This is a genomic window from Providencia sp. PROV209 (assembly GCF_028479485.1).
In the GTDB taxonomy this organism is placed as follows: Bacteria; Pseudomonadota; Gammaproteobacteria; order Enterobacterales; family Enterobacteriaceae; genus Providencia; species Providencia alcalifaciens.
The window spans coordinates 107,403-126,174 of the sequence record NZ_JAMPNR010000021.1 but is presented as its reverse complement, the minus strand read 5'-3'; the positions used below and the strand labels follow the sequence as shown (position 1 = coordinate 126,174).

Here is an 18,772-nt window from a genome sequence, read left to right as displayed (position 1 = left end):
ATAATGTGGAGTTTTTTATAAAACAACCACTACCTACAACAGCTTAACCCAATAGACTTATTTATCTTGTTCACACTATTTATCTTGTTCACACAAGGGATCAATAAACACAACGCCCATATCCCAAGGCTGTTCAATCCAAGTGTTTTGAGGGATATCAACAACATAGTCATCAACTAATGGACGACCAGCTGGTTTTGCAAAGATAGTGACAAAGTGTGCTTTTGGATACATATCGCGGATCGCTTTCGCTGTACCGCCAGTGTCCACTAAATCGTCAATCACGATAAAGCCTTCGCCATCGCCTTCAGCACGTTTAATCACGTTGAGTTCACGCTGATTATCGTGGTCGTAGCTAGAGATACAAACGGTATCAACATGACGAATACCCAGCTCACGCGCTAACAGTGCAGCAGGAACTAGACCACCGCGACTAACGGCAATAATACCAGTCCATTGTTTTGCTGGTAATAAACGTTGTGCGAGTTTACGGGCATGTATTTGCAACATATCCCACGTTACGACATATTTTTCGCTCATAAAATTCGGGTCCCGAAGGTGAGTAAAACAGAAATGTGTCTTGCGGAAAAAAGGTTGCGCGAGATTATAGTGATTTGGCGCAGGAAAAACCAGCGAAACCATCCCACTAAATGAATAATTCTTATTAACGCTCTCCATTATTCGATGTAAAGTGTTATGCTGAATCAATACATAAAACCGCTTAAAACTTGAGTTATTACACTTAAGTACAATCTTAAATTAAGTGGTGAACGCCGTCAGTCGATTGTTTTGGGTGTGAGCCAATCTCTAGCTTGAAATATGACGGGAAGATTACGATAAAAGTACCAAGGAGAAGAACGTGTCACAATTATCAACGCTAAAACCACAACCACTGTGGGATATTTTCGCAAAAATCTGCTCCATTCCGCATCCATCAAAACACGAAGAAGCTTTAGCCGCTCACATCATGGAATGGTCTAAAGGAAAAGGTTTTCACGTTGAACGCGACCAAGTTGGTAATATTTTAATCCGTAAACCAGCAACTGCGGGTTATGAAAACCGCAAACCTGTCGTACTGCAAGCTCACTTAGATATGGTACCGCAAAAAAATAACGACACAGAGCACGATTTCACGAAAGACCCTATCCGTCCTTATATTAATGGTGAGTGGGTAACCGCGGAAGGCACAACATTAGGTGCAGATAACGGTATTGGTATGGCATCTGCATTAGCTGTATTAGCTGATGAAAGTGTTGAACACGGTCCATTAGAAGTCTTGCTGACTATGACCGAAGAAACAGGTATGGATGGCGCTTTCGGCTTACAACCAAACTGGTTACAAGCAGATATTCTGATCAACACAGACTCAGAAGAAGAAGGCGAAATTTACATGGGTTGTGCTGGCGGTATTGATTTCACCGCGACCTTTGATTTAACTCGCGAAGCATTACCACAAGGTTATAAAACCTTTATTATGACTCTGAAAGGTCTAAAAGGTGGTCACTCTGGTGGTGACATACACTTAGGTTTAGGTAATGCAAACAAATTATTAGCTCGTTTCTTAGCGGGTCATGCTGAAGATTTAGGCTTAAAACTGTTGGAATTCACAGGCGGTACCCTGCGTAATGCAATTCCACGCGAAGGTCATGCAACCATTGCAGTACCTGCCGACAAAGTCGCTGAACTCACTGCATTAAGAGCACGCTATGAAGGCATTCTGAAAAATGAACTCGCGGCTGTTGAACCTAATTTAGTCTTACTGTTAGATGAAACGTCAAGTGACCTAAAAGCGCTGACAGATGATTGCCAACAACGTTTAGTTTTCTTCCTGAACGCGGCACCAAGCGGCGTAATCCGTATGAGCGATGTCGTGAAAGGCGTTGTTGAGACTTCATTGAATGAAGGCGTTGTCAACATGACAGAAGACAAAGCCGAAGTGATCTTCTTAATCCGCTCACTAATCGACTCTGGAAAAAACTACGTTGTAAACATGCTGACTTCACTGACTAAACTGGCGAAAGCTCAATACCGTGCTGAAGGTGGATATCCAGGTTGGCAGCCAGATGCAGACTCACCAGTCATGCATATTGTTAGCGACACTTACCAAAAACTGTTTGGTAAAATTCCCAATATCATGGTTATCCATGCGGGTCTTGAATGCGGTCTGTTCAAAAAACCTTACCCATTAATGGACATGGTATCAATTGGACCAACGATTCGCGGTGCTCACTCACCAGATGAACGCGTTCATATCGAAAGCGTAGGTCAATACTGGACATTATTAACCGCTATCTTGAAAGCGATTCCAGTTAAAAACTAATTCAACATTGGATTATCAATGTTATAAATATCAGGGTCATAAGCTACGGTTTATGACCCTATGTTTTTACTCTATAAAAATAATGAAAGCTGCCTTTCAATTTGTGGATTTTGCAACGTCACATGTAACCCAACCAATCTGACACCGCGCCCTGCTCTACGATTTTCCCAAGCCTGTTTTGCTAGCTGAATTAAGTCCTGTTTATTTATCGTCGGATAGACATGTTCTTGTGTAGTTTGTTGGAAATCATCAAATTTTAGCTTCACGCCTTGGCGAGCAATACGTAAATCCGGCTTTACTTTCTCTAAACGAAAATGCAGTTCATCGTACAGCGTATCAAGTAACGGCAAGCAATCCTCCCATTGATGAATATCTTTCGCTAGCGTACGCTCAACCCCGACTGACTTACGTAAACGCTCAGGATTCACCGCTCGTTCATCAATACCATGGCAACGATCCCACAGCGCCTGACCAAATTTCCCCATGCTTTTTATCAGTGCCAACATGTCATATTTCTGCACATCTGAACAGGTCAACAACCCCATATCTGCGAGCTTTTGCGCCGTCACCTTACCGACACCAGGAATTTTTTTTAATGGAAGGGAGGCAACAAATGTGGGCAGTTCTTGCGGAGTGATCACAAACTGCCCATTGGGTTTATTCATATCAGACGCAATTTTTGCGAGAAATTTAATCGGTGCAATACCCGCAGAAGCCGTTAACTGTAACTCATCGAAAATTTGCTGGCGGATAGCCTCTGCAATTAATGTGGCTGAACCATGAAGTTGCTGGCAATCCGTGACATCTAAGTATGCTTCATCCAGAGAGAGCGGCTCAATAAGATCCGTATAGCGAGCGAATATTTGCCGAATATGGTTAGACACATCCTTATAGACAGCCATACGACCGGGGACCACCTTAAGGTGAGGACAAAGCTTTAATGCCAGAGCTGTCGACATCGCACTGTGCACCCCATAACGCCTCGCTTCATAATTCGCGGTGCTCAACACACCACGTCTGTCCGCACTACCTCCGACTGCAAGAGGAACATTACGTAAACTCGGGTCGTCACGCATTTCTATCGCTGCAAAAAAGCAATCCATATCAATATGAATAATTTTACGCATGATAGACGCTCCAACCAATGATTACTGAATAAATATACAGTTGTTTTATTAGCCACGCAACTTATTCATCTGATTGAAACGTATTTCTGAGACACTGTAAAAGCACGAAAAAACGGAAAGTTACTCCTAATTCATAGGCAAACTACTTACAACACAGCCTGAAAATATTAAAACAACCATTCAATTAACTTCATGTTAGTGCATTGAATTTACTATCATTATGGATTATACAAATGCAAATTATATCAACATCAGTCTTCAAAAAGTCTGTCGCGATAGGCTTACTACTTTTGGCTAGTCAATCCGCTTTCTCCTTAACACCACATATTGTTGCACACCGTGCAGGTACGGCTGATGCACCAGAAAACACCCTTTACGCCATTGAGCAAGCTAAAAGCAATAAGGTTGATGCGATTTGGCTCACTGTGCAGCTCAGTAAAGACAACCAATTAGTCCTTTACCGCCCGAGTGACTTAGACGCGTTAACCGATAAAAGTGGATTCATTTCAGGTTACACCGCAAATCAGTTAAACCAAATCAATGCGGCTTACAAATTTAATCAGAAACACAATCAACAATTGCCTGCGACACAGACCACCATCGTGACGCTAGAAGAGGTGTTAAAAAAATACCCTGATACCGTTTTTTATATCGATTTAAAATCGCCTGATGCAGATCCGAATAATCAAGCTCTCGCTATTCTGGCATTACTAAACAAAACCAATGCATTTAGCCAAGTTCGCTTTTATTCCACCAATGATGCTTTTTTGAAAGCCCTGAAACCACTTTCAACTCAATTACAGTTATTTGAAAGCCGCGATGAAACACGCACTATGCTGGCAAATAGTGTCATGGACCACAAATGTTCTATTGAGAATGACAAATCTACCACGCGCTGGTACGGCTTTGAATTACGTCGCAAAGTTGAAGTTGTTGAGAAATACACGCTTGGGGAAGCTCGCACCCCTGCCACCTTATCGTGGGATAAAGAAGCCATCGACTGTTTTAGAAAAAATGGCAACGCCTATATCATCGTGTTTGGTGTCAATAATCAAGATGACTACCAATTTGCTAAAGAAATTGGCGTGGATGCAGTGATGGTCGACTCACCAAAAGCCTTCAAAAAATAACATTAAAACTATTAAGCTACTTTTATTCAATAGCCTTTCATTTAATTTAAGTAGCTTATCTTTATTATAAATATTCCTCATATTTCATTTCTTTTCATTAATGCATGATATTAAATATTAATTACATTTCAACAAGATATTGCCAAACTCATTTTTGGAAAAATTTGAACCATCAGCATCTAGCTACAATGTCATACCAAATAAAAACATGAGCAAGAGGTAATATGTCTATTTCAAAAGGCACGATATCAATTGAAAATAAATGGAATGAAACTATCAAGAAAGTCGAAATAATTTATAAAAGTAACGAGAGTGAATATGATAATGCCTTTGTCACATACAATTTATCTAATAATAAAACTCTCAATGATATATTTAATATCTCGTATTCCTCGACAGGGAAAAGTGAATGGATTGGAAACATAACGACGAGTGACGGTATAAAATGGAGTAGCGGCAATTTTCTAACGTGTAATGCAAATAAAGCTGAATATAGTCATATCATGATCAGCTTCGATGGGAATAAAAAAGAAATGCACGTTTCTTATCCTAGATTTAATTCATGCGCAAAAAAAATGAACCCAATTTAATTTCAATTAAAAATAAAAAACCTTAGCCATCAATCAATGACTAAGGTTTGTATTTATTACAGTTTAAAATCACAAAATGCGGTTTTTCTCTAACATTTTTTTGCGGGCTTCTTCACGCGCCATGCGCTTTTTACGTGCATCACATGGTTCGGGACAGTCACACACTTTTTCTACCCCGATACTACTCAAACCGCCACAGCTACCTTGGATACTTTTACGCTTGATGATATACCCAAGAGACATACCTAAAAATGCCAACAAAAATAAAGCAAAGGCTGCAAGAAAAACATTCAACATTTCGTTTTCCTCCTTTTACTGTTTTTTCTGTAAAAATGGTTCGAATGCTTTAGTGTAACGCTCTTCGAAACCTTTATCTGTCTTAATAATCATAAAAACAGGCACATTCATTTTTTCTGCTAAGGCTAAACCTGCTTCTGGTCCCATCACATTTAACCCTGTCGATAAACCATCCGCTGTCATACAGTCTTCGGCTAATACTGTGATTGAAACTAAATTATGGGAAATAGGCTTACCTGTTTTTGGATCGATGGTATGAGAAAAATGCACGCCATTTTGTTCAAAATAGTTACGATAATCCCCCGAAGTGGCAATCGATAAATCACCAGGTTCAATGATCTCTTGTGCCGTTTGGCTCACACCGTCAGTTGCCGGTTTTTCAATCGCAATACGCCACGGTGCATCTTTTCCATTTTTCCCTTTGGTACGGACTTCACCACCAATATCAACCATATAATCATTGATATTGATGGACTCCAAATATTCAGCAACCACATCAACGCCATACCCTTTAGCGATAGAGGATAAATCAACATACAGTTCAGGGATTGTCTTAATTAGGTTATTACCTTGAACAGAGAGTTTATCGATACCGATCCATGCACGGCGCTTTTCTAACTCTTCGTCAGTAGGTGCTTTAGTCACGCGACCTTCAGGCCCAAAACCCCACAAATTAACCAGCGGTCCGACTGTGACGTCTAAACTACCATCAGTAAGCTTGTTTATTTCAATTGCCTTGCTGACGACCTTTGCTGTCGCCGCTGACACTGGGAATGGTTCATTCACCTCATTGGATTGATTAAAACGACTTAATTCAGAGCCAGGGCGATAGGTTGACATTTGGTCGTTGACCTCTTCCAAGCGTTTGTCAATTTCAGCTTGAATAGCTTCTGAAGAAGGCTCTGATGAGTCTGTCACGAACTTAACAGAATAATAGGTTCCCATGGTTTGCCCCTGAAGGTTCTTTTGTTCAGGTCCACCACATGCGGCAAGAAGGAGCGTCGCTGCGAATAGCAGCACTGGAGTCAATACTTTTCTGTTTAGCATAAAAATTTCTCAGCGTTAATTGTAAGCGCCCACTAGAGAAAGAGTAGGTGCTGAGACGTCTAACAAACTCAACATTCACAAATCTAGAGAATACTCACGTTTAAAATAGGAGCGCCTATTCGGCGCTCCCTAGTTTACAACCAAAAAGAGGAAAAAAATCCTTTTTTCCTCTTTTTAGTCAATAAGCGCCCAGTATTTTGGGCGCTTAACCGATAATTTAAAGCAACTAATCAGCCACCAAAATCATCCAGCAAGATATTTTCGTCCTCAACACCAAGGTCTTTTAACATCTTGATGACTGCAGCGTTCATCACTGGAGGTCCACACATGTAGAACTCACAATCTTCTGGTGCAGGATGATCTTTGAGGTAGTTTTCATACAAGACATTATGAATAAATCCTGTGTAACCGTCCCAATTATCTTCTGGCAAAGCGTCAGAAAGTGCAACATTCCATGTAAAGTTGTCATGTTCCGCAGCTAATTGATCAAAATCCTCTGTATAGAACATTTCACGTTTCGAACGTGCACCATACCAGAAACTGATCTTACGCTTAGTATCTAAACGACGTAATTGGTCAAAAATGTGGGAGCGCATAGGCGCCATACCCGCACCACCGCCGATAAAGATCATCTCAGCATCCGTTTCTTTCGCAAAGAACTCACCAAATGGTCCAGAGATAGTGACTTTATCACCTGGTTTCAATGACCAGATGTAAGATGACATAATACCTGGCGGTACATCTGGATTACGCGGAGGTGGCGTTGCAATACGCACGTTCAGCATAATAATACCGCGCTCTTCTGGATAGTTTGCCATTGAGTAAGCACGTACAGTTTGCTCTTTGACATCAGAAACATAGCGGAACAGATTAAATTTATCCCAATCTTCACGATACTCTTCAGGAACATCGAAGTCTGAGTACTTCACAACATGAGGCGGACATTCAATTTGAATATAGCCGCCAGCACGGAAGGGAACCACTTCACCGTTTGGAATTTTTAACTTCAGCTCTTTAATGAAAGTTGCTTTGTTATCATTAGAAATAACTTCGCATTCCCATTTTTTCACGCCGAAAATTTCTTCTGGCAATTCAATTTTCAGGTCTTGTTTTACGTTAACCTGACACGCTAAACGGCAACCTTCTTTCGCTTCACGCTTGTTGATATGAGATAACTCAGTTGGCAGAATGTCTCCACCACCCTCTTTGATTTTCACGCGACACTGACCACATGAACCACCGCCGCCACAGGCAGAAGAAACAAAGATACCTTGGTTAGCTAACATACCTAACAGCTTGTCACCTGCTGGAGCATCGAAACTCTTATCAGGATCACCGTTAACTTCAATTTTAATGTTCCCTGTATTGACTAACTTGGACTTTGCAAACAGGATTAAACCTGTCAGCGCCAAGACAATCAGGGTGAACATAACTACGCCTAGAATAATAATATCCATGAATTCTTCTCGCCTTTATAGCTGCACACCGGAGAAGGACATAAAGCCCAATGCCATCAAACCGGTCGTAACAAAGGTGATGCCTAACCCTTTTAGACCCGCAGGAATATCTGAATACTTCATTTTTTCACGAATCGCTGCCATTAAGACAATCGCTAACATCCAACCAATACCAGAACCAAAGCCATACACGATGGATTCAGTAAAGTTGTAGTCACGCTGAGCCATGAAAGAAACACCACCAAAAATTGCGCAGTTTACGGTGATCAACGGCAAGAAGATCCCTAACGCGTTATACAATGATGGGAAGTAACGATCTAAAATCATTTCCAGAATTTGAACCAATGCCGCGATGACACCGATAAAGGTAATGAAGTTCAGGAAGGATAGGTCCACGCCTTCAACTAACGCACCGTCACGTAAAACCAAGTTGTACACTAAGTTATTCGCTGGAACGGAGATACCAAGTACCACCGTTACTGCAATACCCAGCCCAAAGGCAGTTTTTACGTTCTTCGATACTGCAAGGAATGTACACATCCCTAAGAAGAAAGCTAACGCCATGTTTTCGATGAAAATGGCTTTTACAAACAAGCTAATATAATGTTCCATGCTCTTAATCCTTCTCTATCTGAGCTGGTTTCAGAGTCCGTAGACCCCAAATCAGCATACCGATGATAAAGAATGCACTTGGCGCTAACAGGAATAAGCCATTTGGCATGTACCAACCACCATTTTGCAGTGATTCAAATACCGTGATACCAAACAGTTTTCCGGAACCAAAGAGCTCGCGAAGGAAGCCAACCAGAACCAGAATCACACCGTAACCAAGACCGTTACCGATACCATCCATAAAACTTTCGATTGGCGGCGCTTTCATTGCATACGCTTCAGCACGCCCCATCACGATACAGTTGGTGATAATCAAGCCAACAAATACCGAAAGTTGTTTCGAAATTTCATAGGCATAGGCACGTAAAATTTGGTCAACCACAATCACTAATGAAGCGATAATGGCCATTTGAACAATAATACGAACACTGCTCGGTATATAATTTCTAATTAATGAGATAAAAAAGTTAGAGAATGCGGTAACTAACGTTACTGCAATAGTCATAACCAGTGCAGTTTCCAGTTTTGTGGTAACCGCTAATGCAGAGCACACACCCAAAACCTGTAATGCAATCGGGTTATTATCAAACAAAGGTCCAAGTAGGACGCGTTTTACTTCTTTTGAATCAGCCATTATTCAGCGCTCCTTCACGAACTTTTTTCAGGAACGGACCAAAACCGTTATCACCCAACCAAAAATCAAACATATGTTGGATACCGTTTGACGTCAGCGTTGCACCTGAAAGACCATCGATACCATATGGGCTATCGGTGGCACCACCACGCACGATCTTGATTGCAGGTACACCCTGCTCATTGAACAGTTTTTTACCTGGCCACTGTGCTTTCCATTGAGGGTTGTCAACTTCACCACCCAGACCCGGTGTTTCACCATGTGCATAGTAAGTAATACCACGCGAGGTTACGCCATCAATATCCACCGCAATAAAGGCATACATCACCGACCATAAACCAGAGCCGTAAACTGGCAGAATCACTTGAGTGACTTTCCCTTGTTCATCTTTAACCAGATAAATTTCGGCACTATTGGCACGACGACGAATCTTGGCAATATCTTCTGCGGGTGAAAGTGCGATGCTGCTCTCTTCGCTACGCAGCTCGCTATTTAAATCATAACGACTGACGCTGTCAGATAACTCATTCGTTTTGAAGTTCAGTAGCTTCGGTTCAATACGTTCGCCATACACTTTTTGAATTTCTTCTGCGCTCATTTTTGGTTGCAGCAGACCTGCAACACTCAAAATATTACGCTGAGTATCTAGCATTATTTGTTCTTGCTGCTGAGGTTTCAGACCAACCGCAGCACCGGCAACAACGACGGAACACACTAAGCAGAGAATGAAAACGACGAGAAATGTTCTGCCGACGCCATCTTTATTTACTGGTTTATCATTAGCCACGGGCTTTTCTCCGTTTAATATTTGCTTGAACGACCATATAGTCAAACAGAGGAGCAAACAGGTTGGCGAACAGGATTGCAAGCATCATCCCTTCAGGATATGCAGGGTTCACAACCCGAACAAGTACGCACATTACGCCGATCAAAATCCCATAAGCCCACTTGCCTTTATCAGTAAAGGAGGCAGAAACCGGGTCTGTCGCCATAAAGATCATACCGAAGGCAAAGCCACCTAAGACCATATGCCACCACCATGGCATTGCAAACAGTGGATTGGTGTCTGAACCGATAAAGTTAAACAGGTAGGACATCGCAATCATACCCAGCATCACACCTGCCACGATGCGCCAAGAGGCGATACGGAAGAAGATGATAAATGCACCACCAATGAAGATCATCAAGGTAGAAACTTCACCAATTGAACCAGGCATATTCCCTAAGAAAGCTTGCATCCAAGTGATTGGCTCGCCAGTCACTGTGTTCACCAGTGAACTCGCACCACCAGTCGCCCATTGGGACAGAGGCGTTGCACCAGAAAAACCATCCGCAGCAGTCCAGACTAAATCACCTGAAATTTGTGCAGGATAAGCAAAGAAGAGGAATGCACGACCCGCTAGCGCAGGGTTAAGGAAGTTACGACCTGTACCACCGAAAATCTCTTTTGCGACAACCACACCGAAGGTGATACCGAGCGCCGCTTGCCATAATGGAATGGTAGGCGGAACAATCAGCGCAAATAAGATTGATGAAATGAAGAAGCCTTCGTTGATTTCATGACCACGGATCATGGCAAACAACACTTCCCAGAAACCACCAACCAAAAAGACCACTAAGTAAATTGGTAGGAAGTAAACAGCCCCTAGCAGCATTTTGCTGCCCCAGCCAGCATCAGGTGTTAACGATGCACCTAATAACTGCGCAAGAGAATAATGCCAATCACTCGCTAAAACCTGCTGTAGTTCAGCGCCACTGTACAAATGATGCAGCGCGGGAATCGCTTGGTTACCGACGTTATACATACCCCAGAACATCGCTGGGAAAACCGCAAGCCAGACTAAAATCATCATGCGCTTGAGGTCGATAGTATCGCGTACGTGTGAGCGACCTTTTGTTACTGTGCCCGGCGTATAGAAGACTGTTACAACCGCTTCATACAATGGATAGAATTTTGCTAATTTTCCACCGGGTTCAAATTGGTGCTCATATTTTTCAAATAAATTTTTCAGACCCATGGAATTACCCTTCTAGCTCAATCTTGGTCAGAACATCACGCAGTACTGGACCATATTCATACTTAGCTGGACACACATAGGTGCACAAACCCAAGTCTTCTTCATCGAGTTCCAGACAACCCAGTTCCTGAGACGTATCGGTATCACCCGCAAGTAAATCACGCAGTAAGTGAGTGATCATAATGTCGAGTGGCATCACGCGTTCATAGTTACCAATTGGCACCATTGAACGCTCACCGCCGTTCATCGTCGTCGTGAAATTAAAGCGTTTGTTCTTCAGAAAATGTCCGATGGTGGTACGCGTAATCGTGAATTTATTCACACCGGGCATAATCCATCCAAATAACTCTTTATCGCGACCTTCCGCTAAAACAGAGATTTGATTATGGAAACGACCGAGGTAGTGATGAGCATCATCACAGGTCACCCCCCACAATACAGAGCCGGAAATTAAACGGTTTTCACCTGCTTTAAGTTGACCTTTAGTCAGTTCGTAGATATCTGCGCCAAGACGGGTACGCAACAAGCGAGGTTTCTCAACTTGTGGACCTGCAACAGAAACAACGCGGTCAGTATAAAGGTGACCCGTGGTAAATAATTTACCGATAGCAATCACATCTTGGTAATTAAGGCTCCACACTTTTCTACGAATGCTAACAGGCTCAAGGAAATGAATGTGAGTCCCTGCCAGACCCGCTGGGTGCGGTCCTGAAAATTGGGTATATGTGATTTGCGTATTAGCAGCTTGCTTTGGCAATTCGCCTGCACCATGACAAACATGCACCTTGCCTTCCGTGAGTCGGCTCAAAACGATGAGACCGTCATTAAAGGCTTGCGCATTTTCACCAATGATAATAGAAGGATCAGCAGCAAGAGGATTTGTATCAATTGCAGTCACAAAAATCGCTACTGGGGATGAACCTGGCTCTGGAGAACGACTAAATGGGCGCGTTCTTAAAGCAGTCCATAAACCGGATCTTAAAAGATTTTGTTCAACCTGCTCTTTCGTCAGTGATGGAAGTTGCTCTGTGGAATAAGACTCGAAAGTCTCTTGTTCGTCACCATCAACTTCGATAACAACGGACTGAAGTACACGACGCTCACCGCGGTGTATGGCAATAATCTTGCCACCAGCTGGGCTAGTAAATACCACGCCAGGATTCTTTTTATCTTCAAAAAGAATCTGCCCTTTTTTTACACGCTCACCTTCTTTAACCAGCATCGAAGGACGCATTCCGACATATTCTTCACCTAGCACTGCTACGTGTTGAATTTTCGGGCCGTCTTCTATCACTTGGGCTGGCTCACCTGCGATGGGAAGGTTAAGGCCTTTTTTAATTTTAATCATAAGATCTGCACAAGTTTATCAGTTAAACCCTAAGCTAACGATTCAGCAATGAATGATAGCGACTCAATAATAAAAATAACTCAAGTTGCTTTCGCTGCTTGAGTCAGTAAATCTAACAATATTGCTACACTTTATCTTCTTCTGCCGACGTCAATTTTATCAGTTCCCTCGCCCTCTGTCCGGTTATAGAAGTGACCTAGTTCAAGCAAATCGCAATAAAATTTAAAATATTGTTGTAACAACTCGTAAAAACCTACATATTGGCTCACATTTATCGAGTGTCGACTAATTTCTAATCAATAATGATTCATTAGAAAATTATTAACTTGATATATTAAATTTTGTTCCATTCGTCTAAAATATGTTGAATTTGGTCCATTTTTAATCAGGTTATTTTTCATTATTCGGCTTAATTATGCATATAAGTAAAACTATCGGTGTATATTTACTCATCACATTTGCATGTTCTTCTTATGCACAAAAAGAAGATGCATTATTCTCCCTTAATAATAAGCCAGCAACTCAGCCTGATTCATCGATATTTATTCAAATATTTAAGCAAGAAGGCGTGCTTGAGCTCTACCAAAAAACGGCTGTAGGAAAGTATAAATTAGTCAAAACCTACCCTATTTGTAAGTTTTCTGGCGGACTGGGTCCCAAAAAGATGGAAGGTGACTTAAAAAGTCCAGAGGGCTTTTATCAAATTACACACTCACAGCTCAATCCGAATAGTCGATATTACCGATCTATTAATCTTGGCTTTCCTAATGAATTTGATAAAACGCAGGGATACTCAGGCAACTATCTGATGATACATGGTAGCTGTGTCTCTGTCGGGTGCTATGCAATGACAGATAAGTCCATGGGTGAGATTTATCAAATCGTGGAACAAGCACTTCAAAATGGTCAACCCGCCATTGATGTCAGCATTTATCCATTCCGAATGACAAAAATGAACATGCTGCGCTACCGCAACTCGGCGCATTACGCCTTTTGGAAACAACTTCAACCCGCTTATGACTATTTTGAGCGAACTGGCAACCCTGCTGAAATATCAGTAACATTAGGTAAATATCATGTTAACAGCATGCCAGAAACACCCTCTAAGTTATTGGGATCTAAGTCACAGTATGCGTTGACCACGGTGGAATAGCACAAATTCACCGGGTTCGATTTTTTGCCACGTCTCATTACCTGTTAGTGGTGCCGTGGCAATCACCGAAACAATATCACTTGGCGTTGTGCATTGTTGGAAATCAATCTCGATGTCTTGATCCAGTAATTTTGCTTTACCAAATGGCGCTCTTCGGGTAATCCAATGCAATTTAGTCGAACTAAATGCCATCAAATACTGCCCATCAGACAGCAGCATATTGAAAACACCTTTTTCACGCAGTTGCTGCGCTAAAGTACCAATAAAACGAAAAACAGCTTGCCAATTTCTTGGTTTTCTTGGGTATTTCTGATTCAATTGATGCAAAATCCAACAAAATGCCCATTCACTGTCCGTCTCCCCAATTGGGCGATAGTGACCTGTTTTTAATGATCGAAAACCTTTCAATTGACCGTTATGCGCATAAGTCCAATTTCGCCCCCATAATTCCCGCGTAAACGGATGAGTATTAACCAGAGACACATCCCCTCGGTTCGCTTGACGAATATGCGCAACAATACTTTCTGACTTTATCGGGTATTCTTGCACAAAGCGTGCGACAGGAGAGACAAAACTGGGTTGAGGATCTTTAAATGTGCGACAGCCTAAACCTTCGTAAAAAGTGATCCCCCACCCATCTTTGTGTGGACCTGTTTGTCCACCTCGGGAAATCAGCCCACTTAGGCTAAACGTAATATCTGTTGGTACATTGGCACTCATGCCAAGCAACTCGCACATTTAAAGTCTCCTAGAACTAAAAATGGTTATTTCACCATCTCTTTTTCAATTAACTGAATCAAAATATGGATCACTTTGATGTGAATCTCTTGAATGCGATCTGCATAACCAAAGTGTGGAACGCGAATCTCAACATCTGCGCTTCCCGCCATTTTTCCACCATCTTTCCCAGTCAGGGTGATCACTTTCATGCCTTTCGCACGAGCAGCTTCAATGGCTTTGATAATGTTGCCAGAATTACCTGATGTTGAAATACCCAGCAGAACATCGCCTTTTTGCCCGACTGCTTCAACAAAGCGAGAGAATACAAACTCATAACCAAAATCGTTACTTACACAAGATAAATGGCTAACATCAGAAATGGCAATTGCAGGATAACCTGGGCGGTTTTCACGGTAACGCCCCGTCAACTCTTCAGCAAAATGCATCGCATCACAGTGGGAGCCACCGTTGCCGCAAGAAATAACTTTACCACCAGCTTTGAAAGAATCTGCCAGCAATACCGCAGCTTTCTCAATCGCTTGCAGATTAGCATCATCACTTAAAAATTTTGATAATGTATCTGCTGCTTCATTCAGCTCACCACGGATCAAGTCTTGGTACATGAGTTTCCCCTTAATTTTCACGAATTCTTGATGGAGATAATTACCCTTTTATAGGTAATTTATCTTTGATTTACCGATTGTTGCACAGGGTACATTTTGTTTCTACTGCTGATTGTATCGTATGGGGTATCGTTGGCGAAATCTCCATCAGTGCGCTTTTCTCTATCGACTTATCAACCTCGTTAAATTTCCCAATGTTGTTTCTTCCCAAAACTAACTGATGATTTTGTGAGCCAAGTTGTAATTAAGATGTAAACACCTTGCTAATTGTTTATTACCGGATATAGATTAATAAAACAAACAGGTCAGACCTCTTACAAGTAGACAGGAGTTTCACTATGATCCTTCTCAGTATTGTTTTATTTATTGCGTTAATCGGCGTGTTGAGCTACCACAAAAGCTCTCTCGTTCTGAGCACAATTGTATTACTTGCTTACACTGCAGCAATGGGTGCAGCCAATATTTGGAGCTATTGGATGCTACTCCCAGTCGCTCTTGTTTTACTCCCATTTGTCATCACACCAATTCGTCAATCTCTCTTTTCATCAAAAGCGATGGCAATGTTCCAAAAAGTAATGCCACCCATGTCTCGCACTGAAAAAGAAGCGATTGATGCAGGAACTACTTGGTGGGAAGGTGACCTATTTCGCGGCGCACCAAATTGGAACAAGCTTCACAACTACCCAAAACCGCAATTAACCGCTGAAGAACAAGCGTTTATTGATGGTCCAGTAGAAACAGTTTGCGGCATGGTGAATGACTTTGAAGTCACTCATGAACTCGCTGATTTACCGCCAGAAGTTTGGCAATATCTGCGTGACCACCGTTTCTTCGCCATGATCATCAAAAAAGAGTATGGCGGATTAGAGTTCTCTGCTTACGCACAATCTCAAGTTTTACAAAAGTTGGCAGGGGTATCCGGTATTCTCGCTATCACTGTCGGCGTACCGAACTCTTTAGGTCCTGGTGAATTACTGCAACATTATGGGACTGATGAGCAGAAAAAACGTTATTTACCAGGCTTAGCTACTGGTGAAGAGATCCCATGCTTTGCACTAACAAGCCCAGAAGCAGGTTCAGATGCAGGTGCTATCCCTGATGCAGGTGTTGTCTGCATGGGCGAATGGCAAGGTGAGCAAGTTTTAGGGATGCGCTTAACATGGAACAAGCGTTACATCACCCTAGCACCTATTGCGACAGTATTAGGGCTCGCCTTTAAATTAACGGATCCCGATAAGTTACTGGGTGGAGAGAAAAATCTCGGTATCACCTGTGCCTTGATCCCAACAAACACGCCAGGCGTCGAAATTGGTCATCGCCATTTCCCTCTGAACGTACCCTTCATGAATGGTCCAACCCGCGGTAAAGATATTTTCGTTCCTATCGATTACATTATCGGTGGTCCACAAATGGCGGGGCAAGGTTGGAGAATGCTAGTGGAGTGTCTGTCTGTTGGACGCGGTATCACCCTGCCATCTAACTCTACAGGCAGCCTGAAGAGCGTGGCAATGGCAACAGGTGCTTATGCCTACATTCGCCGCCAATTCAAACTTCCTATCGGGAAAATGGAAGGTATCGAAGAACCGTTAGCACGCATTGCTGGTAACGCTTACCTGATGGATGCGGCAGCAACATTAATTACTTCCGGTATCATGTTAGGCGAGAAACCCGCAGTACTTTCAGCCATTGTTAAATATCACTGTACCCACCGAGGTCAACGCTCCATTATTGATGCGATGGACATCACTGGTGGTAAAGGTATCTGTTTAGGTGACTCTAACTTCGTCGCCAGATCATACCAAGGTGCCCCAATCGCGATTACGGTAGAAGGGGCGAATATTCTCACTCGCAGTATGATCATCTTTGGACAAGGTGCAATTCGTTGCCATCCATATGTTCTCGAAGAGATGGCTGCGGCTCAAGATAACAACCTGCACAAATTTGATAAAGCGGTATTCGGTCATATTGGTCATGTGATCAGTAACAAATGCCGTAGTTTCTGGCTAGGTTTAACCAATGGTCGTGGCAGCAGCACACCAACCAAAGATGAAACCCGCCGTTACTATCAAATGCTTAACCGTCATAGTGCTAACTTAGCCCTACTCTCTGATGTTTCCATGGGTGTTTTAGGTGGCAGTTTAAAACGTCGTGAGCGCATATCTGCACGTCTTGGTGACATTCTGAGCCATCTGTACCTCGCATCAGCTACGTTAAAACGTTATGAAGATGAAGGCCGTCAAAAAGCCGATTTACCTCTGGTGAGATGGGCGGTTGAAGATTGTCTGTATCAATCTGAAAAAGCGATGGATGATTTACTGAAGAACTTCCCGAATCGCTTTATCGCAGGTGCATTACGCATAGTGTTGTTCCCGACAGGTCGTGCCATGTCAATGCCATCCGATAGACTGGATCACAAGCTGGCACAATTGATTATGGAACCATCTGAAACGCGCGATAGAATTGGACGTGGACAGTTCTTAACACCGGTTGCCAATAACCCTCACGGTTTAGTAAACCAAGCGCTCTATGACATTATTGCCGCAGAGCCAATCTTCGAGCGTATCTGCCGCTTAAAAGAGCGTAAATTCAGCTTCACCCGTTTAGATAAATTAGCTGACCAAATGTTGCCAGAAAACATTATCACCCAAGAAGAAGCCGACATTTTACGTAAAGCCGAAGCCAGCCGCTTACGTACGATTAATGTCGACGAATTTGATTTCGACGATTTAGGTGTGATTCCATCAAAAAAGCCACACACTGAGTCAGAGGATGAACCTCAGTCGAAAAAGAAAAAAGCGGCATAATTAATCTAACGCGCTAAAAATTGTCACCGTACTAAAAACAACAAGGGAGCCAATGGCTCCCTTGTTAATTTTGGTTAGTAGTTCGTCATGCATGATATATTTTCCTTTAATTGTAAGACTAACGTGATAACTCCATTGTATCTTTAAGGTTTTTTAGGCAAATCTTCCCACCTTTTTTAGCCCCCAAATCAAAATAATATTTCATTTTCTCAATATCCTTCCCTTCACCATCATCATTAAAATAATAAATATAACCAATATATTCGCAGACTAAATCACTGTCTTTACCTCCTTTATTAATAACTTTCTCTAAATATTTAATAGCGTTTTTTCTACTTACTGAAAAGCCAATACCACGATGATGTAAAACAGCCATTTCATATAATGCGAGGCTATTATCTGGATTTTGATCTATGGATTTATTTAAATAGTCGATAGCTCTAAGGCATCTCTTAGTCGGTTCAACATTATTTAAATCAACAAAATTACAGTTTGAACTAATATAGAAAAGATGAAAAAGTAACAAGCTACTATTTGAGTCACCTTTACTTGACTGTAATCTCAAATAGTTATAATCAATTTGTGTTCTGGGAGGAGGAGTGTTGGATAATAATTTGGGGTCATATTGTCTATACTCATTAGAGTAACTAAAAGAAAGCATGCTTTTTGTCGCTAAATCAGTATGTTCCTTATCATTAGAATGACAGCCTTGAATAATTAATAACGTTAAAAATAGAATTAATTTCATATCTTCGCCGACTGAGTGAATAATAGAAACTAAACTTTACCTTTATTTATAGAATATAAAATCCCCTAAACGAGTTATTTCATTCATAAAAAAGACCCTGCTAGCAGAGTCTTTTATCGATATTAAATAGCCAACAGTAAATCA

At 41.9% G+C, this 18,772-nt stretch carries 18 protein-coding genes; 5 read left to right on the top strand and 13 right to left on the bottom strand.

Features of this window, described 5'->3' with window-relative positions; translation table 11 throughout:
• Positions 1-75: 75 nt before the first annotated feature.
• On the bottom strand, positions 76-540 hold the full coding sequence (gpt, locus tag PR795_RS15265) for a xanthine phosphoribosyltransferase (protein ID WP_006662626.1): 465 nt from the start codon (positions 538-540) through the stop codon (positions 76-78).
• A 319-nt stretch (positions 541-859) separates the two neighbouring features.
• Between gpt and pepD the strand changes: the two genes are divergently transcribed.
• Positions 860-2,320: a beta-Ala-His dipeptidase gene (gene pepD / locus PR795_RS15260; protein ID WP_036962628.1), complete on the top strand. Its 1,461-nt coding sequence runs from the start codon at positions 860-862 to the stop codon at positions 2,318-2,320.
• A 71-nt stretch (positions 2,321-2,391) separates the two neighbouring features.
• Here the strand turns inward: pepD and dinB are convergent, their stop codons facing one another.
• Positions 2,392-3,447 carry a DNA polymerase IV gene (gene dinB, locus PR795_RS15255; protein WP_036974803.1) on the bottom strand — a complete coding sequence of 352 codons (1,056 nt, stop codon included), beginning with the start codon at positions 3,445-3,447 and terminating at the stop codon, positions 2,392-2,394.
• A gap of 233 nt (positions 3,448-3,680) precedes the next feature.
• Between dinB and PR795_RS15250 the strand changes: the two genes are divergently transcribed.
• Together PR795_RS15250 and PR795_RS15245 are read left to right on the top strand one after the other, a co-directional pair.
• Positions 3,681-4,577 (top strand): glycerophosphodiester phosphodiesterase family protein, encoded by an 897-nt coding sequence (locus tag PR795_RS15250; protein ID WP_181480653.1) that lies wholly within the window; start codon positions 3,681-3,683, stop codon positions 4,575-4,577.
• 224 nt (positions 4,578-4,801) lie between these two features.
• Positions 4,802-5,167 (top strand): hypothetical protein, encoded by a 366-nt coding sequence (locus PR795_RS15245; protein ID WP_006657400.1) that lies wholly within the window; start codon positions 4,802-4,804, stop codon positions 5,165-5,167.
• A 69-nt stretch (positions 5,168-5,236) separates the two neighbouring features.
• Here PR795_RS15245 and nqrM read toward each other — a convergent pair whose 3' ends face one another.
• The 8 genes from nqrM to PR795_RS15205 form a co-directional block, all read right to left on the bottom strand.
• Positions 5,237-5,464, bottom strand: coding sequence for a (Na+)-NQR maturation NqrM (nqrM, locus tag PR795_RS15240; protein WP_006657399.1), 228 nt, complete (start codon positions 5,462-5,464; stop codon positions 5,237-5,239).
• A 15-nt stretch (positions 5,465-5,479) separates the two neighbouring features.
• Entirely contained in the window at positions 5,480-6,511 is a 1,032-nt protein-coding gene (locus PR795_RS15235) for an FAD:protein FMN transferase (RefSeq protein WP_006657398.1), read from the bottom strand.
• Positions 6,512-6,741: 230 nt separating this feature from the next.
• A complete protein-coding gene (nqrF, locus tag PR795_RS15230) occupies positions 6,742-7,968 on the bottom strand; it encodes an NADH:ubiquinone reductase (Na(+)-transporting) subunit F (RefSeq protein WP_006657397.1) in 1,227 nt (408 codons plus the stop codon).
• A 15-nt stretch (positions 7,969-7,983) separates the two neighbouring features.
• On the bottom strand, positions 7,984-8,580 hold the full coding sequence (gene nqrE, locus PR795_RS15225) for an NADH:ubiquinone reductase (Na(+)-transporting) subunit E (protein ID WP_006657396.1): 597 nt from the start codon (positions 8,578-8,580) through the stop codon (positions 7,984-7,986).
• Positions 8,581-8,584: 4 nt separating this feature from the next.
• Positions 8,585-9,214, bottom strand: coding sequence for an NADH:ubiquinone reductase (Na(+)-transporting) subunit D (locus PR795_RS15220; RefSeq protein ID WP_006657395.1), 630 nt, complete (start codon positions 9,212-9,214; stop codon positions 8,585-8,587).
• Positions 9,207-10,001, bottom strand: coding sequence for a Na(+)-translocating NADH-quinone reductase subunit C (locus tag PR795_RS15215; protein ID WP_006657394.1), 795 nt, complete (start codon positions 9,999-10,001; stop codon positions 9,207-9,209). The genes PR795_RS15220 and PR795_RS15215 overlap by 8 nt, the downstream gene beginning before the upstream one ends.
• The gene (locus tag PR795_RS15210) at positions 9,994-11,232 is read right to left on the bottom strand and encodes an NADH:ubiquinone reductase (Na(+)-transporting) subunit B (protein ID WP_036962636.1); all 1,239 of its coding nucleotides are present in this window, start codon (positions 11,230-11,232) and stop codon (positions 9,994-9,996) included. The genes PR795_RS15215 and PR795_RS15210 overlap by 8 nt, the downstream gene beginning before the upstream one ends.
• Positions 11,233-11,236: 4 nt before the next feature.
• Entirely contained in the window at positions 11,237-12,580 is a 1,344-nt protein-coding gene (locus PR795_RS15205) for a Na(+)-translocating NADH-quinone reductase subunit A (RefSeq protein ID WP_006657392.1), read from the bottom strand.
• Between the two features lie 415 nt (positions 12,581-12,995).
• Here PR795_RS15205 and PR795_RS15200 point away from each other — a divergent pair, with 415 nt between their 5' ends.
• Positions 12,996-13,733, top strand: a complete 738-nt coding sequence (locus PR795_RS15200) for a L,D-transpeptidase family protein (protein WP_006657391.1) — start codon at positions 12,996-12,998, stop codon at positions 13,731-13,733.
• On the opposite strand, the gene PR795_RS15195 is transcribed toward PR795_RS15200, so the two are convergent.
• Both PR795_RS15195 and lpcA read right to left on the bottom strand, forming a co-directional pair.
• On the bottom strand, positions 13,704-14,471 hold the full coding sequence (locus PR795_RS15195; RefSeq protein ID WP_006657390.1) for a class II glutamine amidotransferase: 768 nt from the start codon (positions 14,469-14,471) through the stop codon (positions 13,704-13,706). The genes PR795_RS15200 and PR795_RS15195 overlap by 30 nt on opposite strands.
• 26 nt (positions 14,472-14,497) lie before the next feature.
• Positions 14,498-15,076: a D-sedoheptulose 7-phosphate isomerase gene (lpcA, locus tag PR795_RS15190; RefSeq protein ID WP_006662632.1), complete on the bottom strand. Its 579-nt coding sequence runs from the start codon at positions 15,074-15,076 to the stop codon at positions 14,498-14,500.
• 338 nt (positions 15,077-15,414) lie between these two features.
• Here lpcA and fadE point away from each other — a divergent pair, with 338 nt between their 5' ends.
• Positions 15,415-17,880 carry an acyl-CoA dehydrogenase FadE gene (gene fadE / locus PR795_RS15185; RefSeq protein ID WP_272516929.1) on the top strand — a complete coding sequence of 822 codons (2,466 nt, stop codon included), beginning with the start codon at positions 15,415-15,417 and terminating at the stop codon, positions 17,878-17,880.
• A gap of 118 nt (positions 17,881-17,998) precedes the next feature.
• Here fadE and PR795_RS15180 read toward each other — a convergent pair whose 3' ends face one another.
• Entirely contained in the window at positions 17,999-18,628 is a 630-nt protein-coding gene (locus tag PR795_RS15180; RefSeq protein WP_036962639.1) for a sel1 repeat family protein, read from the bottom strand.
• Between the last annotated feature and the right edge of the window lie 144 nt (positions 18,629-18,772).

What these genes read in the sequence shown, in the direction of transcription:
- PR795_RS15210 (WP_036962636.1), bottom strand. Translation starts at nt 11,232, where the DNA reads ATGGGTCTGAAAAATTTATTTGAAAAATATGAGCACCAATTTGAACCC.
- PR795_RS15195 (WP_006657390.1), bottom strand. Translation starts at nt 14,471, where the DNA reads ATGTGCGAGTTGCTTGGCATGAGTGCCAATGTACCAACAGATATTACG.
- nqrF (WP_006657397.1), bottom strand. Translation starts at nt 7,968, where the DNA reads ATGGATATTATTATTCTAGGCGTAGTTATGTTCACCCTGATTGTCTTG.
- PR795_RS15245 (WP_006657400.1), top strand. Translation starts at nt 4,802, where the DNA reads ATGTCTATTTCAAAAGGCACGATATCAATTGAAAATAAATGGAATGAA.
- nqrM (WP_006657399.1), bottom strand. Translation starts at nt 5,464, where the DNA reads ATGTTGAATGTTTTTCTTGCAGCCTTTGCTTTATTTTTGTTGGCATTT.
- PR795_RS15205 (WP_006657392.1), bottom strand. Translation starts at nt 12,580, where the DNA reads ATGATTAAAATTAAAAAAGGCCTTAACCTTCCCATCGCAGGTGAGCCA.
- PR795_RS15200 (WP_006657391.1), top strand. Translation starts at nt 12,996, where the DNA reads ATGCATATAAGTAAAACTATCGGTGTATATTTACTCATCACATTTGCA.
- PR795_RS15250 (WP_181480653.1), top strand. Translation starts at nt 3,681, where the DNA reads ATGCAAATTATATCAACATCAGTCTTCAAAAAGTCTGTCGCGATAGGC.
- nqrE (WP_006657396.1), bottom strand. Translation starts at nt 8,580, where the DNA reads ATGGAACATTATATTAGCTTGTTTGTAAAAGCCATTTTCATCGAAAAC.
- fadE (WP_272516929.1), top strand. Translation starts at nt 15,415, where the DNA reads ATGATCCTTCTCAGTATTGTTTTATTTATTGCGTTAATCGGCGTGTTG.
- lpcA (WP_006662632.1), bottom strand. Translation starts at nt 15,076, where the DNA reads ATGTACCAAGACTTGATCCGTGGTGAGCTGAATGAAGCAGCAGATACA.
- PR795_RS15235 (WP_006657398.1), bottom strand. Translation starts at nt 6,511, where the DNA reads ATGCTAAACAGAAAAGTATTGACTCCAGTGCTGCTATTCGCAGCGACG.
- PR795_RS15180 (WP_036962639.1), bottom strand. Translation starts at nt 18,628, where the DNA reads ATGAAATTAATTCTATTTTTAACGTTATTAATTATTCAAGGCTGTCAT.
- gpt (WP_006662626.1), bottom strand. Translation starts at nt 540, where the DNA reads ATGAGCGAAAAATATGTCGTAACGTGGGATATGTTGCAAATACATGCC.
- dinB (WP_036974803.1), bottom strand. Translation starts at nt 3,447, where the DNA reads ATGCGTAAAATTATTCATATTGATATGGATTGCTTTTTTGCAGCGATA.
- PR795_RS15220 (WP_006657395.1), bottom strand. Translation starts at nt 9,214, where the DNA reads ATGGCTGATTCAAAAGAAGTAAAACGCGTCCTACTTGGACCTTTGTTT.